This window comes from Streptomyces sp. NPDC020681 (genome assembly GCF_044334895.1).
In the GTDB taxonomy this organism is placed as follows: domain Bacteria; phylum Actinomycetota; class Actinomycetes; order Streptomycetales; family Streptomycetaceae; genus Streptomyces.
On record NZ_JBIRTX010000014.1, the window covers coordinates 90,912 to 107,397 of the forward strand.

Annotated in this window: 11 protein-coding genes; 8 read left to right on the top strand and 3 right to left on the bottom strand. The window is 71.1% G+C overall.

Annotated elements, in window-relative coordinates; genetic code table 11:
- Positions 1-30: 30 nt before the first annotated feature.
- Positions 31-354, bottom strand: coding sequence for a WhiB family transcriptional regulator (locus tag ACH4YL_RS28615; RefSeq protein WP_398510315.1), 324 nt, complete (start codon positions 352-354; stop codon positions 31-33).
- 432 nt (positions 355-786) lie between these two features.
- Here ACH4YL_RS28615 and ACH4YL_RS28620 point away from each other — a divergent pair, with 432 nt between their 5' ends.
- From ACH4YL_RS28620 to ACH4YL_RS28635, 4 genes are all read left to right on the top strand, one after another.
- Entirely contained in the window at positions 787-1,398 is a 612-nt protein-coding gene (locus ACH4YL_RS28620; RefSeq protein ID WP_003948568.1) for a response regulator transcription factor, read from the top strand.
- 267 nt (positions 1,399-1,665) lie between these two features.
- On the top strand, positions 1,666-2,253 hold the full coding sequence (locus ACH4YL_RS28625) for a sigma-70 family RNA polymerase sigma factor (protein WP_398510316.1): 588 nt from the start codon (positions 1,666-1,668) through the stop codon (positions 2,251-2,253).
- Between the two features lie 159 nt (positions 2,254-2,412).
- A complete protein-coding gene (guaB, locus tag ACH4YL_RS28630) occupies positions 2,413-3,912 on the top strand; it encodes an IMP dehydrogenase (protein WP_398510317.1) in 1,500 nt (499 codons plus the stop codon).
- Between the two features lie 267 nt (positions 3,913-4,179).
- Positions 4,180-5,304, top strand: a complete 1,125-nt coding sequence (locus ACH4YL_RS28635) for a GuaB3 family IMP dehydrogenase-related protein (protein WP_398510318.1) — start codon at positions 4,180-4,182, stop codon at positions 5,302-5,304.
- 76 nt (positions 5,305-5,380) lie between these two features.
- On the opposite strand, the gene ACH4YL_RS28640 is transcribed toward ACH4YL_RS28635, so the two are convergent.
- On the bottom strand, positions 5,381-5,869 hold the full coding sequence (locus tag ACH4YL_RS28640) for a hypothetical protein (RefSeq protein WP_398510319.1): 489 nt from the start codon (positions 5,867-5,869) through the stop codon (positions 5,381-5,383).
- A 105-nt stretch (positions 5,870-5,974) separates the two neighbouring features.
- Complete coding sequence (locus ACH4YL_RS28645; RefSeq protein WP_398510320.1) at positions 5,975-7,216, bottom strand: nucleotide sugar dehydrogenase; 1,242 nt, start codon at positions 7,214-7,216, stop codon at positions 5,975-5,977.
- 232 nt (positions 7,217-7,448) lie between these two features.
- Here ACH4YL_RS28645 and ACH4YL_RS28650 point away from each other — a divergent pair, with 232 nt between their 5' ends.
- From ACH4YL_RS28650 to ACH4YL_RS28665, 4 genes are all read left to right on the top strand, one after another.
- The gene (locus ACH4YL_RS28650; protein ID WP_398510321.1) at positions 7,449-9,155 is read left to right on the top strand and encodes a glycerol-3-phosphate dehydrogenase/oxidase; all 1,707 of its coding nucleotides are present in this window, start codon (positions 7,449-7,451) and stop codon (positions 9,153-9,155) included.
- A 271-nt stretch (positions 9,156-9,426) separates the two neighbouring features.
- Positions 9,427-11,934 (top strand): protein kinase, encoded by a 2,508-nt coding sequence (locus ACH4YL_RS28655; protein ID WP_398510322.1) that lies wholly within the window; start codon positions 9,427-9,429, stop codon positions 11,932-11,934.
- A gap of 138 nt (positions 11,935-12,072) precedes the next feature.
- A complete protein-coding gene (locus ACH4YL_RS28660) occupies positions 12,073-14,739 on the top strand; it encodes a protein kinase (protein ID WP_398510323.1) in 2,667 nt (888 codons plus the stop codon).
- A gap of 112 nt (positions 14,740-14,851) precedes the next feature.
- A complete protein-coding gene (locus ACH4YL_RS28665) occupies positions 14,852-16,474 on the top strand; it encodes a protein kinase (RefSeq protein ID WP_398510324.1) in 1,623 nt (540 codons plus the stop codon).
- Positions 16,475-16,486 lie beyond the last annotated feature (12 nt).

Consider the following 16,486-nt stretch of genomic DNA (forward strand, 5'->3'; position numbering starts at 1 on the left):
GTTTCTTCGAACGATTTCGAGCTTTGAGGGTCAGCCCCGCCCGGCGCCGGTGACGCTGGTCGCGGGGATCAGTCGATGCCGCGCACGCCCCATGAGCTCCTCGCGCTCGTCCTCCGTCAGTCCGCCCCAGACGCCGTACGGCTCCCGCACCGCCAGCGCGTGCGCCGCGCACTCCGCGCGGACCGGGCACCTCATGCAGACCTCTTTTGCCGAGTTCTCGCGCGCACTCCGTGCCGCGCCCCGCTCCCCCTCGGGGTGGAAGAAGAGCGAGCTGTCCACCCCGCGGCAGGCCGCGAGGAGCTGCCAGTCCCACAAGTCGGCGTTGGGTCCGGGAAGGCGGGAGAAATCTGCCATAGCGCTTGCCCCTTGAAACCTGGCTGAGTGGATACGGGTCAGGTCGCGTGCGAGCGGGGATACGAGCCGCATCCGGCACCCGCACCATGCCCCACGACCGTACATCTACTGTGTAAGTAGATGTAAATATGACTCATTGCGAATCTAGCCACAGACACCACATAAAGGGAAGAAAAGCCGCTAAATGGGGCATAGCTTCTGAGTGAAGGACCGTTGACCTGCAAAGCTCTCGGCCGCGCACGACCCCTCACATAGAGTGCTGAAGGCGGCAGTCCGACCCGTAACTCTTTCGAGTGACCGTCGTTGAGAGTGCGGAGGCGGTTGAAGGAACAAGCGCTCGGGCACATGTCCGAAAGCGTTCAACCGCACAGGTGACGAAACGTACCCAGCCTGGAGGCTCAAGGTGACGCGCATCAGCTGCGGAGGGCGGCCATGACATCCGTCCTCGTCTGCGACGACTCCCCGCTTGCCCGAGAGGCGCTTCGCCGCGCGGTCGCGACCGTGCCCGGCGTTGAGCGCGTGACGACCGCGGCCAACGGCGAGGAAGTGCTCCGCCGCTGGGGCGCCGACCGCTCGGACCTGATTCTGATGGACGTACGCATGCCCGGTCTGGGCGGCGTCGAGACGGTCCGCCGGCTGCTCTCCGCCGACCCCGGCGCCCGGATCATCATGCTCACCGTCGCAGAGGACCTGGACGGCGTCGCACTCGCGGTCGCCGCAGGGGCGCGCGGCTATCTGCACAAGGACGCGTCGCGCGCCGAGCTGCGGGCGACGGTCACCCAGGCGCTCGCCGACCCGACGTGGCGGCTCGCGCCGCGCCGACTCCGGTCCGCCGAAATGGGTGCTGCGCCCACGCTTACCGCGCGCGAGATCCAGGTGCTCGAAGGAATGAGCCACGGCCGGTCCAACGCCGAGATCGGGCGCGAGCTCTTCCTCTCCGAGGACACGGTGAAGACGCACGCCAGGCGGCTTTTCAAGAAGCTGGGCGCCTCGGACCGGGCGCACGCCGTGGCGCTCGGATTCCGCTGGGGCCTGGTCCGCTAGGACCGGGCGAGTGGGCCGCCGCGGGGGTACGCCGGACCCCGCCCGCCGTACGGTGGGCGGGGAGACGGACGTCCGCGGGCACTCGTTTCGCTCGGGATGCCGCATCCTTGAGATGTGGAGTTCCTCGGGGACGAGTCGGTCGAGCGGAAGGGGAGGGCGCAGGCCATGAGTTCCGGCGCACCTACTCAAAACACTGCTCATAACGCTTCGGTGCACAACATTGGACGCGGTGCCACGGACGAACGGCCGCCAAGGCACCATGGACCGATGCGCGACGACGACGGGGCGAGTGCCCAGGGGGCCATCGGTGCGCTCGTTCACCGTGCCGTCGACGGCGACGAGCAGGCCACGCACGACCTGCTCGCGCATGTCCATCCGCTCGCGATTCGCTACTGCCGCACCAGGCTGAGCCGTCTGCCGGGCGATGCGCGCCACTTCGTGGAGGACCTCGCACAGGAGGTCTGTGTCGCGGTGCTGATGGCGCTGCCTCGCTACAAGGACACCGGAAGGCCCTTCGAGGCCTTTGTCTTCGCCATCGCCTCGCACAAGGTCGCCGATCTGCAGCGCGCGGCCATGCGCCACCCGGGCTCGACGGCCGTGCCGTCCGACGAGATGCCGGAGCGGCCGGACGACTCTCTCGGTCCCGAGGAGCGCGCCCTGCTCTCCGACGACGCGGAGTGGGCGAAGAAACTTCTCGCCAATCTTCCGGAGAACCAGCGGGAGCTGCTGGTGCTGCGGGTCGCGGTCGGTCTGACCGCCGAGGAGACGGGCCAGATGCTGGGGATGTCGCCCGGCGCGGTACGGGTGGCGCAGCACAGGGCGCTGAGCCGGCTGCGCGCACTGGCTGAGCAGTAACCGAGCGGCGGAGTTCGTCGGAGCCGTACGGTCGCGTGTGTACGAATGTGTCCGTACGAACGCACAAAGCTGCTCGGTGATCTTGATCGTGGAATGAGACTGCCGCGGAGCCCGTTAGCATGGACATCCGCACCGATCAAGGCCATTGGGGAAGGTGTCATGACCAACGTCGACGGAGTGCCCGATAAATTCGCGACACTCGGGCTGACCTACGACGATGTGCTGCTGCTGCCGGGCTCGTCGGACATGGCGCCCGACCAGATCGACACCGCCTCGTACATCTCGAAGAACGTGCGGGTGAACATCCCGCTGCTCTCCGCCGCCATGGACAAGGTCACCGAGGCCCGGATGGCCATCGCGATGGCCCGCCAGGGCGGCGCGGGCGTGCTGCACCGCAATCTCTCCATTGCCGACCAGGCCAACCAGGTCGACCTGGTGAAGCGCTCCGAGTCCGGCATGGTCACCGACCCGATCACGGTGAACCCGGACGCGACGCTCGGCGAGGCCGACCAGCTGTGCGCGAAGTTCCGCATCAGCGGCGTCCCGGTGACCGACCGCGGCGGCAAGCTGCTCGGCATCGTCACCAACCGCGACATGGCCTTCGAGTCGGACCGCAGCCGCCAGGTGCGCGAGGTCATGACCCCGATGCCGCTGGTCACCGGCAAGGTCGGGATCTCCGGTGTGGACGCCATGGAGCTGCTGCGCCGGCACAAGATCGAGAAGCTTCCGCTGGTCGACGACGCGGGCGTGCTCAAGGGCCTGATCACGGTCAAGGACTTCGTCAAGGCCGAGAAGTACCCGATGGCCGCGAAGGACAAGGACGGCCGGCTGCTGGTCGGCGCGGCCGTCGGTGTCGCGGGCGACGCCTTCGAGCGGGCCCAGGCGCTGATCGAGGCGGGCGTCGACTTCATCGTCGTCGACACCGCGCACGGCCACTCCAGGCTCGTCGGGGACATGGTCTCCAAGATCAAGTCGAACTCCTCGGTGGATGTCATCGGCGGCAATATCGCCACACGTGACGGCGCCCAGGCGCTGATCGACGCGGGCGTCGACGGCATCAAGGTCGGTGTGGGCCCTGGCTCCATCTGTACGACCCGAGTGGTCGCGGGCATCGGAGTCCCGCAGGTCACGGCGATCTACGAGGCCGCGCTCGCCGCCAAGGCGGCCGGCGTCCCGGTGATCGGCGACGGCGGTCTGCAGTACTCCGGCGACATCGCCAAGGCGCTGGTCGCGGGCGCGGACACGGTGATGCTCGGCTCGCTGCTCGCGGGCTGCGAGGAGTCGCCCGGCGAGCTGCTGTTCATCAACGGCAAGCAGTTCAAGTCGTACCGCGGCATGGGTTCGCTCGGCGCGATGCAGTCCCGCGGCGAGCAGCGCTCCTTCTCCAAGGACCGGTACTTCCAGGAGGGCGTCGCCTCCGACGAGAAGCTGGTGCCCGAGGGCATCGAGGGCCAGGTGCCCTACCGAGGCCCGCTCTCCGCGGTCGTGCACCAACTGACCGGCGGGCTGCGGCAGTCGATGTTCTACGTCGGCGGCCGGACGGTTCCGGAGCTGCAGCAGCGCGGCCGGTTCGTGCGGATCACGTCGGCGGGGCTCAAGGAGAGCCACCCGCACGACATCCAGATGACGGTCGAGGCGCCGAACTACAGCCGTAAGTAGCGCACGCGTGCTTGGAGGGGCGGGGGGGGGGGGGGGGGGGGCGCCCCCCCCCGCGGGGGGGGGGGGGGGGGGGGGGGGCGGGGGGGCGGGGGGGGTCGACACTCCCCCCCCCGTCCCCCAATCGGTCCGGGGGCCGGTGCCGCTAAATCCCGGTGTTCTGCTGCGGCGGCTGGGGGGGGGGGGGGGGCGGGGGCCCCCCGCCCCCGCCCCTCATGCATGCGTCGGGGATACTGGTAGGCGCAGACGTAGAGGGAAAGGCCACACAACGTGACTGAGATCGAGATCGGGCGCGGCAAGCGCGGCCGCCGGGCGTACGCGTTCGATGACATCGCCGTCGTACCGAGCCGGCGTACGCGGGACCCGAAGGAGGTCTCGATCGCCTGGCAGATCGACGCCTACCGCTTCGAGCTGCCCTTCCTGGCCGCTCCGATGGACTCGGTGGTCTCGCCGCAGACCGCGATCCGCATCGGCGAGATGGGCGGTCTTGGCGTACTGAACCTCGAGGGTCTGTGGACCCGTTACGAGGACCCGCAGCCGCTGCTCGACGAGATCTCCGGTCTCGAGACCGAGGCCGCGACCCGCCGTCTGCAGGAGATCTACGCCGAGCCGATCAAGGAAGAGCTGATCGGGCAGCGGATCAAGGAGGTGCGCGACTCGGGTGTGGTCACCGCGGCCGCGCTCTCGCCGCAGCGCACCGCGCAGTTCTCCAAGGCCGTGGTGGACGCGGGTGTGGACATCTTCGTCATCCGTGGCACGACGGTCTCGGCGGAGCACGTCTCGGGTGCGGCGGAGCCGCTGAACCTGAAGCAGTTCATCTACGAGCTCGACGTCCCGGTCATCGTCGGCGGCTGCGCCACCTACACGGCCGCGCTGCACCTGATGCGTACGGGCGCGGCGGGCGTGCTGGTCGGCTTCGGCGGCGGGGCCGCGCACACCACGCGCAACGTGCTGGGCATCCAGGTCCCAATGGCGACGGCGGTGGCCGATGTGGCCGCGGCCCGTCGCGACTACATGGACGAGTCCGGCGGCCGCTATGTCCACGTCATCGCGGACGGCGGCGTCGGCTGGTCGGGCGACCTGCCGAAGGCCGTCGCGTGCGGCGCGGACGCGGTGATGATCGGCTCCCCGCTGGCCCGCGCGACGGACGCGCCGGGCAAGGGGCACCACTGGGGCATGGAGGCGGTCCACGAGGACGTGCCGCGCGGCAAGCTGGTGGACCTCGGCATCGTGGGCACGACGGAGGAGATCCTCACGGGTCCCTCGCACTCGCCGGACGGTTCGATGAACTTCTTCGGCGCGCTGCGCCGGGCGATGGCGACGACGGGCTACAGCGAGCTGAAGGAGTTCCAGCGCGTCGAGGTGACGGTGGCGGACTCGCAGCACAAGCGCTGACGCTTTTTCGTTTTCCCGCTGTACGTGAAGGGGCCCGGCACCGTGATGGTGCCGGGCCCCTTCACGTACAGCGGGATCAGGCGTTGGCCTTCTTGGCGGCGCCGTAGGCGGCGACGGCGCCGATGACGAGGAAGACGTACGTCATGCCGTCCGCCGCTTTGCTCCACGTGTCGACCAGGTCGCCGAACCGGTCGACGAAGATGTCCGCGAACGCGGTCTGCTGGAGATCGGCCACGATGGCCGCGATGGCGATCAGCTGGCCCAGGTACACGGCCGGCAGCGCGAGCAGCCCGCTGACGAAGGGCAGCGCCGGGTTGCGGCCGCCGACCTTGCCGGCGGCGAAGCCGATGAGAGCGCCCACGCCGATGGCCGCGTAGCCGATCTCGCGCTCGATGGCAGCGCCGAGTGCGCCGTACGCGGCCGCGCCGGCCAGGGCGGCGACGAGTGCGACGACGATGCCGAGTCCGACGTTGTCACGCGCGGGAGCCGGCGGCGGAACGGGCGCGTAGGCGGCTCCCGGGTCGGCGAACGGGTTGCCGGACGGCGGTGGAACGGGCTGGCTCATAAGTGACTTCCCCCAGGGACGAATGCATGCACGGGTGTGCGAGCGGAAGTCCCGGACACTAGCAGCCCAGTCGGACAGTGCGGCACTGGGTTGTCGGGCACCGCCTTACAGGCGGTGCGCGGCCCCGGCAGGAGTCGCCCCTCTTGTGTCCAGCAGGAGTTGGGCCTTCACCGCCAGGCCCTGGAGGTCGTAGGTGCGGTGGTGCTGGAGCAGAACCGTCAAGTCGGCGGCTGCCGCGGACTCGTAGAGCGAGTCCGCGCGGGGGACCGGCTGTTCGCGGACCCGCCAGGCCGGGACGTACGGGTCGTGGTAGCTGACCGCGGCACCCAGGTCCATCAGACGGCGGGCGATCTCGGTGGCCGGCGAGCTTTCCAGGTCGGCGAGGTCTGGCTTGTAGGTGATGCCGAGGAGCAGCACCCGCGCGCCGCGGGCCGATTTGCCGTGCTCGTTCAGGAGCGAGGCGCAGCGCTGGATGACGTACTGCGGCATGCGGTTGTTGATGTCCTGCGCGAGTCCGACGATCCGCAGCGGATGGCCCGGCGTGCGGCCGCTGTGCGGGATGCAGCTGGGGTCCAGCGGGACGCCGTGGCCGCCGACGCCGGGGCCCGGGCGGAAGGCCTGGAAACCGAACGGCTTGGTCTCGGCGCAGCGGATCACGTCCCAGAGGTCGACGCCGAGGTCGTGGCAGAGCACCGCCATCTCGTTGACCAGCGCGATGTTGACATGGCGGAAGTTCGTTTCGAGGACCTTGACGGTCTCGGCCTCGCGCGGGCCGCGGGCGCGGACCACCTTGTCGGTGAGGCGGCCGTAGAAGGCGGCGGCAGCTTCGGTGCAGGCCGGGGTGAGGCCGCCGATGACCTTGGGGGTGTTGGCACAGCCGTGCGTACGGCTGCCGGGGTCGACGCGGCTGGGGGAGTGGGCGAGATGGAAGTCGCGGCCGGCCCGCAGCCCGGAGCCTTCTTCGAGGATCGGCCGCAGGAAGGTCTCCGTCGTGCCCGGCTGGACCGCCGATTCGAGCACCACGGTGGTGTGCGGGCGCAGCCGCGCGGCCAGCGTGCGAGCGGCCTCGGCGAGGCCCGTGAGGTCGAGGCCGCCGTCCGGGCCGAGCGGGGTGGGGACACAGATCGCCGCGGTGCGTACGCGGCCGAGTTCGGCCGGGTCGGTGACGGTTCTGAACCCGCCGGACAGCATGCGGCGAATGTCGGCCGGCGTGCGTCCCGCCGCCGGGTCGCTGAGCTGCCGCGGGTCGGCGTCGTAGCCGATGGTCTCGATGCCGGCGGCGACGGCGGCCTGGGCGAGCGGCAGGCCGATGTGACCGAGTCCGATGACGGCGAGATCTGCGGGCATGTTGTAGGCCCGTCCTTCCCTTAACCGGAGGGGAGCGATAGCGCAAGCCCTGTGGGCAGAACGGGCAGGCGCAATGTCAGACTAGGCGTAAATATGACCGTTATGCCGTATTGCGAGCTCGTGGCTGTCCGAGTGTTATCCACAGGCGGTGGCTGAAGTCGTCGACTGCGGACAGAATCGACGTTGTGAGCCTGACCGCACAGGGCACACGGGGGCGACGGGAGGCAGCGCAGTGAGGACAGCGACACTGGGACCCGAGGAGCGCGCCGAGGCGCTCGCGGCAATGGCCGAGCGTGAACTGGACGTGCTGGTGGTCGGCGCGGGCGTGGTCGGCGCCGGGACCGCGCTGGACGCCGCGACAAGAGGGCTCTCCACCGGCCTGGTGGAGGCGCGTGACTGGGCGTCGGGCACATCGAGCCGGTCGAGCAAGCTCATCCATGGCGGGCTGCGCTATCTGGAGATGCTGGACTTCGCGCTCGTCCGGGAGGCGCTGAAGGAGCGCGGGCTGCTGCTGGAGCGGCTGGCGCCGCATCTGGTGAAGCCGGTGCCGTTCCTGTATCCGCTGCAGCACAAGGGCTGGGAGCGTCTGTACGCGGGATCGGGCGTCGCGCTGTACGACGCGATGTCCGTGTCGTCGGGACACGGACGAGGGCTGCCTGTGCACCGGCACCTGTCGCGGCGGCAGGCGCTGCGGGTGGCACCGGCCCTCAAGAAGGACGCGCTGGTCGGCGCGTTGCAGTACTACGACGCTCAGATGGACGACGCGCGCTACGTGGCGACCCTGGTGCGCACGGCCGCGAGCTATGGGGCCCAAGTCGCCAGCCGGGCCCGGGTGATCGGCTTCCTGCGGGAGGGTGAGCGGGTCGTCGGGGCGCGGGTTCAGGACGTCGAGGGCGGCGGGGAGTACGAGATCCGCGCCAAGCAGATAGTCAATGCGACGGGCGTGTGGACGGACGACACGCAGGCGCTGATCGGCGAGCGCGGACAGTTCCATGTGCGCGCCTCCAAGGGCATTCACCTGGTGGTGCCCAAGGACCGGATCCACTCCACGACCGGGCTGATCCTGCGGACCGAGAAGTCGGTGCTGTTCGTCATCCCCTGGGGACGGCACTGGATCGTCGGCACCACGGACACCGAGTGGGACCTCGACAAGGCGCATCCGGCGGCGTCCAGCGCGGACATCGACTATCTGTTGGAGCACGTCAACTCGGTGCTCGCCGTGCCGCTGACGCGGGACGACGTCCAAGGGGTGTACGCGGGGCTGCGGCCGCTGCTCGCGGGCGAGTCGGACGCGACCAGCAAGCTCTCGCGCGAGCACACGGTGGCGCATCCGGTGCCGGGTCTGGTGGTCGTCGCCGGTGGAAAGTACACGACGTACCGCGTGATGGCGAAGGACGCGGTGGACGCGGCGGTGCACGGCCTCGACCAGCGCGTCGCGGACTGCGTCACGGAGAACGTGCCGCTGGTCGGCGCGGAGGGCTACTCGGCGCTGTGGAACGCGCGGGCGAGGATCGCCGCGCAGACGGGCCTTCATGTGGTCCGGGTGGAGCATCTGTTGAACCGGTACGGCTCCATGGTCGAGGAGCTGCTCGCGCTCATCGCCGACGACCCGAAGCTCGGCGAGCCGCTCGTCGGTGCGGAGGACTATCTGCGGGCCGAGGTCGTCTACGCGGCCTCGCACGAAGGGGCACGGCACCTGGACGACGTGCTGACTCGGCGGACCCGGATCTCGATCGAGACCTTCGACCGGGGGACGCGCAGCGCGCGCGAGTGCGCCGACCTGATGGCGCCGGTGCTGGGCTGGGACAAGGAGCACATCGAGAAGGAGGTGGAGCACTACGAGAAGCGGGTGGAGGCGGAGCGCGAGTCGCAGCGGCAGCCGGACGATCTGACGGCGGACGCGGCGCGGCTGGGCGCGCCGGACATCGTGCCGCTCTGATCGACCCGCTCTGATCGGCCCGTTCTGCCTGCGTGGGCGGCCGGTTGCATGGGGTGGCCGGGCAGGGCCACGACCAGCCAAGGCGCCGGCTTGGCCCCGAGTAGTGGCATGGTGGGTGGTCCCGGCCTCCCGGACCCGTCCCGGCGGTCGGCGGACCCGGGAGAAACGCCGGTCCCGGAGTGAGGGACAATGGAGGCTCTGCCAGGGCGTGTTACCGCATCGCGCGGGAGCGGCAGTCGCGGGCGAAGATCAGGGATCGCAGAGGGGACGCATGTCGGAGGCGGAGCAGTCGCGGGAACCCCAGCGGGACATGGCCGGTCCGGGGGGTGAGGCCCGGAAGGCGGTCCCTCCGCAGGGCTCTGCGGAGCCCGCCGCGGCCGAGGGCGCGACCGGCGTGCAGCCTGACGCCGGGACCGGTTCGGACGTGGAGCCTGCGGTGGCCGAGGGCCCGAGCGGTGCGCAGCCCGATGCCGAGCCGAAGACCGACGCTGACGCCGAGACCGGAGCCGGTTCGGACGCGGAGCGCGCGGCGAAGCCGGAGCCCGAGACGGGGTCGGACGTCCGGGCAGGGTCGGATGCGAAGCCGAACGCCGAGACCGAGGCTGAGCCTGCGGCGAAGTCGGGAGCGGTGGCGGCACCGGTTGCTGACGCCGGGTCCGAAGCGGGCGCTGAGGCGAAGGCCGTGACTGAGGCGAGCGACGACGCGAGCGACGACGACGCGGGCGCTGACGCTCGGCCCGAGGCCGACCCGGCGGCTGACGCCGAGTCCGAGGCCGGTGCGCCCGTACGCGGCGGAGCCCGGTCCGAACCGCGGGCGGCAGCTCGGCCCGAGGCCGACCCGGCGGCTGATGCCGAGTCCGACGGCCCGTCCGGTGGCGACGTCCAGCGGGCCGTCAGTCTGCCGCGGCAGGCTTCCGCGAAGGAGGCCGTGGCGGTGGCCGCCAAGGGGAGCACCGGCGGGGCCGGTGGGCGGAGTTATGGGCGGGAGGCCGAAGGGCGGCTGCTTGCCGGGCGGTACCGGCTCGGTGGAGTCCTCGGCCGCGGCGGGATGGGAACCGTCTGGCGGGCCGTGGACGAGACCCTCGGGCGCACTGTCGCCGTCAAGGAGCTGCGCTTTCCGAACAGCATCGACGAGGAGGAGAAGCGCCGGCTCATCACGCGTACCCTCCGCGAGGCCAAGGCGATCGCCCGGATCCGCAACAACAGCGCGGTTACGGTGTACGACGTGGTCGACGAGGACGACCGCCCGTGGATCGTGATGGAGCTGGTCGAGGGCAAGTCCCTCGCCGAGGCCGTGCGCGAGGACGGCACGCTGACGCCGCGGCGGGCCGCCGAGGTCGGGCTCGCGATTCTGGACGTACTGCGGTCCGCGCACCGCGAAGGCATCCTGCACCGCGATGTGAAGCCGTCCAACGTCCTGATCGCCGAGGACGGGCGCGTGGTGCTCACCGACTTCGGCATCGCGCAGGTCGAGGGCGACCCCTCGATCACCTCCACCGGCATGCTCGTCGGCGCGCCTTCGTACATCTCGCCGGAGCGTGCCCGTGGCCACAAGCCCGGTCCCGCGGCCGACCTGTGGTCGCTGGGCGGGCTGTTGTACGCGAGCGTTGAAGGCTGCCCGCCGTACGACAAGGGTTCCGCCATCGCGACGCTGACCGCCGTGATGACCGAGCCGCTCGACCCGCCGAAGAACGCGGGCCCGCTGGAGGAGGTCATCTACGGCCTGCTCGCCAAGGATCCGGAGCAGCGGCTCGACGACGCGGGTGCGCGGGCGTTGCTGACCGATGTGCTTCGGGCGCCCGAGGAGTCCGAGGGTGGCTTCGAGCCGGAGCCGCCGCCGGACGCCACTCGGGCCATAGCCCTGCCGCCGATTCCTCCGCCGCCGGTGGCCAAGCCGCGCGATCCGGCCGCCGACCGGGTCCGCGGTGCGCTGCGCTCCGTACGGAACGCGGCGGCGACCGACAAGACGGACCCGAAGCCCGCGCCCGAGCCGCAGCGGCCCACGCCGCCGCGCGCACCGCTCACCGATGTCGTGCCTCGCCGCACGCTTGTCGTCATCGCGGTCGTCGTCGTGCTGGCCGTGCTGGCCACCGCGCTCTATCTGACGCTCGGCGGCGGCGACGAGGGCGGCCAGAGCAAGACCAAGGGCGACAAGACAGCTTCGGCCGGAACGAGCAGCGGCACTGGCAGCGGCGACAAGGGCAAGACGGAGGACGATCCCAAGGACACCGGCCAGGACGGCGGCGGCGACACCGGCACCGACAACGGTGGGCAGGGGGCCGAGACGCCGAAGGCCGATGGCCCCGCGGGCGGCAACGGTCTGCCGGCCGGATACGTGATGGTGTCGAACGACCGGTTCCACTTCACCATGGCGATGCCCAAGGCCTTCAAGCAGACCGGTGTGGCAGGCGTGAGCTCCGGCGGGATCTTCAGCGTGAACGGCGGATTCCCGCGGGTCCAGGTCGACTTCAACGACAGCCCCAAGGACGATGCCGTTGCCGCTTGGACCGCCGCGATGGCCGGAACTCGGGCCACCAGCGACGGATACAAGCACATCGGCATCGGGCAGGTCGAGTACAACGGGTATCCGACCGTGGCCGACTGGGAGTTCGAGCGCAATCAGCGCGGCGAGCGGGTACGGGTCCTCAACAGGGGCTTCAAGGTGGACGCCGACCACGGTTACTCGATCATGATCACCTGCAAGGCCAGTGAATGGGACGGCACGGAGTGCGCGACGCTGCGCAAGACGGCGTTCGACACATTCAAGCCCAAGGACTGAGTCAGGACACGTATCGTGAGAGCTCGCGGACGGTACGCAGCCACAAGGGGCCGCAGAACGACCGGAATTGACACGTATTGACGTTTTACCGCGGTCCCCGGGGCCAGCCGGCGGACAGCGCGCTCGTGGGGAGGCGTCGTGGACGACTATGCGGGAAGGGTGCTTGCCGACCGCTATCGCCTTCCGCTGCCTCCGTCCGACGAGTACGAACTGGTCGAGACCCGAGCATTCGACACATACAGCGGCCAGGAAGTCCTGGTCCGGCAGGTGCCGTTGCCGGAGGTCGTCGAGGCTGAGGTCGTCGAGGCTGCGGGTCTCGCCGGGGCTGCCGTGCCCAGGAGGGCCCAGGGGCGTACGACCCGCAGGCCCACCGATCCGGCCGTGCGGCGAGCCATGGAGGCCGCGCAGGCCGCCGCGCAGATACCCGACCATCCGCGCCTGGACCAGGTCTTCGACGTGTTCGCGGAGAGCGGTTCGCTGTGGATAGTGAGCGAACGCGTGGCCGCCCGCCCGCTCGCCGCTCTCCTCGCGGACAAGCCGCTCACTCCCTACCGCGCCGCCGAAGTCGCCTCCGACGTGCTGACCGCGCTGCGCGTCCTGCACGCGCACGGCTGGACCCACCGGAACATCACCGCCCGGACGGTCCTGGTCTGCGACGACGGCCGGGTGGTGCTGACCGGACTGGCGTCCGGCGCGGCGGAGGAGGCGCTGTGCGGGTACGCACCGGTGCCCGCGCCGCCGGAGGAGCTGCCGTACGAGGAGTTGCCGTACGACGAGCTGTCGCCCGACTCGGACGAGGACGGTCCCGACGAGGACGGGCCTGACGAGGACGGGCCTGACGCGGACGGTCCATTCGATGACGGCTTCGACGAGGCCGACGACGAGCTGCCGGGCGGCCCTGCCGCCCTCGAGCCCGCACCCGCCGCCGCCCCGGACGAGACACGTCCGTACGGAACTTCGCCGGACGTGCGTGCCGCGCGGGCGGGCGCGATCGCGGCATACCGCGCGGGCGCCCGGGCCGCGGCGCGGGTCAGCGAGGACCAGCGCCAGGACGACCCTCCCGTGCAGACGGGTTACGACCCGGACTGGTGGGCCAGGAAGCCGGGCGAGCCGCGGCCACAGCTCGCCGCGCACCACAGCGACATCGAAGAGGACCTCGACGACGACGAGTTCGACGGCTACGGCCCCGAAGGCCCGGGCCGCGCCCAGCTCGCCGGCACCTGGCACGACAACCCGCTCCCGGGCCAGGACGGCCCCCGCCCGCTGCCCGCGGGCGGCAGCCCCGCCACCGGAAACCCCGCAGGCGGTACGCGCCACCCTCAGCGCGACACCGACCCGTACGGCGTGCGCAAGGCCCTGCCCGCCCCGCGCTCCGACCGCGGCGGCGTGCCCGCTCTTCCCAGCACCGGTGGCTGGCAGCGCGGAGGCGCCGGGCCCGAGGCGCTGCGTGCCGATGCGCAGCGCCAGCCCGTTCCGGCCGCCGCGCAGGCTCCGGCCGGCCGGTGGGACGAGGTCGTCGCGGGCGCCGAAACACCCGCCTACCGCGGCCCGGACACGCCGCTCGCCGCCGAGCGGGCCCGGCAGGCGCGGATCGCGGTCGTCGGAGCCGTCACCGAGCGATGGGCACCCGAGCAGGCCGGACCCGTCCACGAGAACTGGCAGTTGGCGGCCCCCGTCGGCCCCGCCACCGACCTCTGGGCCCTGGGTGCGCTGCTCTACCGGGCCGTGCAGGGCCATGCGCCCTATCCCGAGGAGAGCGCCTTCGAGCTGGTCCAGCTCGTCTGCGCCGAGCCGCCCGCGTTCGCCGAGGAGTGCGGGCCACTTCGTCCGGTCGTCGAGTCGCTGCTGCGTCAGGACCCGACCGAGCGCCCGGACTTCGAGGAGCTGCGCGGCTGGCTGCGTTCGCTGGTGCGGTCGGCGCCCGAGCCCGAGGCCGGGATGGATGTGGTTCCTGTGCCCGCCGGCGCGGTCGACGGCAGCAGGCTGCCGGTCGTACGGCGCCGCGGCGAGCTGGTGCGCAAGCGCCGCACGGGCTCTGCCGAAGTGGTGCACGGCCGCCACCGGCACAAGAAGTCCCGGCGTGAGCGCCGCGGACCTCGCTCGCTCGGCCGCACGCTGCTGCTGCTGATATTCCTGCTGCTCGTCGCGGCCGTGGCGTATGCCGTGCTGTTCATGCCGAAGGCCGACTCGCAGCAGCAGAACGAGCCCCAGGGCAAGGGGGACAAGGGCGGTGCGACTCCGACGGCCTCCGCCCCCGGGCCCGGCCCCTCCGCCCCGGCCGATCCGCCGTCGGCCTCCACCGGAGCGCCGGGCTCGCAGCAGCCGCAGACCTCGGCACCGGCCGGGAACCTTCCGTACGGCTATGCCCTGCGCAAGGACCCGGAGGGCTTCCAGGTCGCCGTCGACAAGACCTGGCAGCGGCGGCCGATCAACGACATCGGCCAAGTCCGCTACAGCGACGGCGACTTCACCCTGATCGTCGTCCCAGGCCGGGACACCGTGCAGGCGAACGGCGACGATCCGCTCGTCTACCAGCGCGACAAGGAGCGCGAGCTCCAGCCGTTCCGCGACTCCTCGTGGGCGACCGCGACCGGGCTGCGCCGGATCGACGTCGGCAAGCAGGCCATGGCCGAGGGCCAGTTCACCTGGCAGGACAGCAGCGGCCGTCAGGTGTACGTGCGCAATCTCGCGATCGTCGTCGACGGCCGCTACCACGTCATCCAGGTCATCGGGCCCGAGGAGCAGCGGGACAAGGTGACCGAGGCGTACCACGAGGCCACCAACGCGTATCGCTCGCTGCGCTGACAGCCGCCCGAACGGGCAGCGCGCATTACGGTGCGGTCACTTGAGGCATCCGAGGTACCGCGCCCGTACTTCACCTCCGTAACCTGTGATCCCAAGGAACGGGGCGGGGTACGTGGAAAACTCTTCAAGTACGGGCGCGGGGCTGCTGCTCGCCGGGCGGTACCGGCTGGCCGAGTCCATCGGCAGCGGCGGCATGGGCAAAGTGTGGCGCGCGCACGACGAAGTGCTGCACCGGGTCGTCGCCGTCAAGGAGCTGACCGCCGGACGGTACGCCTCCGAGGCGGACCGGATCGTGCTGCACGCCCGTACGCAGAAAGAGGCCCGGGCCGCGGCCCGGATCAGCCACCCCGGCGTGGTCACCGTCCACGACGTCCTCGAACACGACGCCCGCCCGTGGATCGTCATGCAGTACGTCGACGGTCCTTCGCTCGCCGACGCGGCCAAGGAGTCCGGCCGGATACCGGCGCTGGAGGCGGCCCGCATCGGACTGCACGTGCTGCGCGCTCTGGGCGCGGCGCATGCCGCCGGCGTGCTGCACCGGGACGTCAAACCCGCGAACGTGCTGCTCAGCCGGGACGGCCGGGCGCTGATCACCGACTTCGGCATCGCCGCGATCGAAGGCGACTCGACGATCACCAGGACCGGCGAAATCGTCGGCTCCATCGACTACCTGGCCCCCGAGCGGGTGCGTGGCGCGGACCCCGGTCCGGCCTCCGACCTCTGGTCGCTCGGCGCGACGCTGTACGCCGCGGTGGAGGGCGAGTCGCCGTTCCGCCGCGGCACGCCGCTGGCCTCCATGCAGGCGGTGGTCGGCGAGGAGCCGCGCCATCCCGAGTACGCGGGTCTGCTCACGCCCGTGATCATGGCGCTGCTGCGCAAGGACCCGGCCGCGCGTCCGTCGGCCGCGCAGGCCGAGCGGATGCTCCAGCAGGCGATGGCGGGACGGCCGCCCGCCCCGGCTGAGCCGCAGCCGCGGGTGCCGGCCCAGCAGGTGACCCGGCGCCAGCCGCGTCCCGCGACCGCTCAGATGCCCGCGCCCGCCCCGGCACAGATGCAGACACCGACGCCCACACCGCACGTCCCGCACTACGCCACCCCGCCGTCGGCCCCACGGCGCGGCGGGAGGCTGCGCACGGCGGTCATCGTCGTCGTGCTCTCGGCCGTCGTCGGCGTCGGCGCGGGCCTGGCTGCCATGAAGTACGCGGGCGGTGACGACGGCCAGGACCCCAAGGGCAATGGCACCACCACCCAGTCGCCGAACACGCCGGGCAAGACCCCGACCGGCAGGCCGGGCTGGCACCGCGTGAACGACGAGGCCGGTTTCAGCCTGCTCGTGCCGAACGGCTGGAAGCGCCAGCTGGACGGCGACCAGATCGACTACACGCCCGACAACGGCAAACACCGCATCCGGATCAGCAGCGACGAGACGCCGGACTTCGAGAACCCGTACATGCACATGCTGGACCTGGAGAAGCAACTCCAGCGGCTGCCCAAGTACAAGCGGCTGAAGCTCGCGCCGAACACCTTCCGGGACCAGACGAACTCCGCGCTGTGGGAGTTCACCTGGACCGAGCGCAAGACCCACCCCGGCAAGCGGCGGGCCATCGACCAGATCTATTACGAGGACGACGGCACGGAGTACGCGCTCTACATGTCGGGCCCGGCGGAGGACTGGGCGACCACCCGCGAACAGTTCGACATCATGCTCCAGAGCTGGCGGCCTCCGGCAGAATGAGCGCAGGCTGAT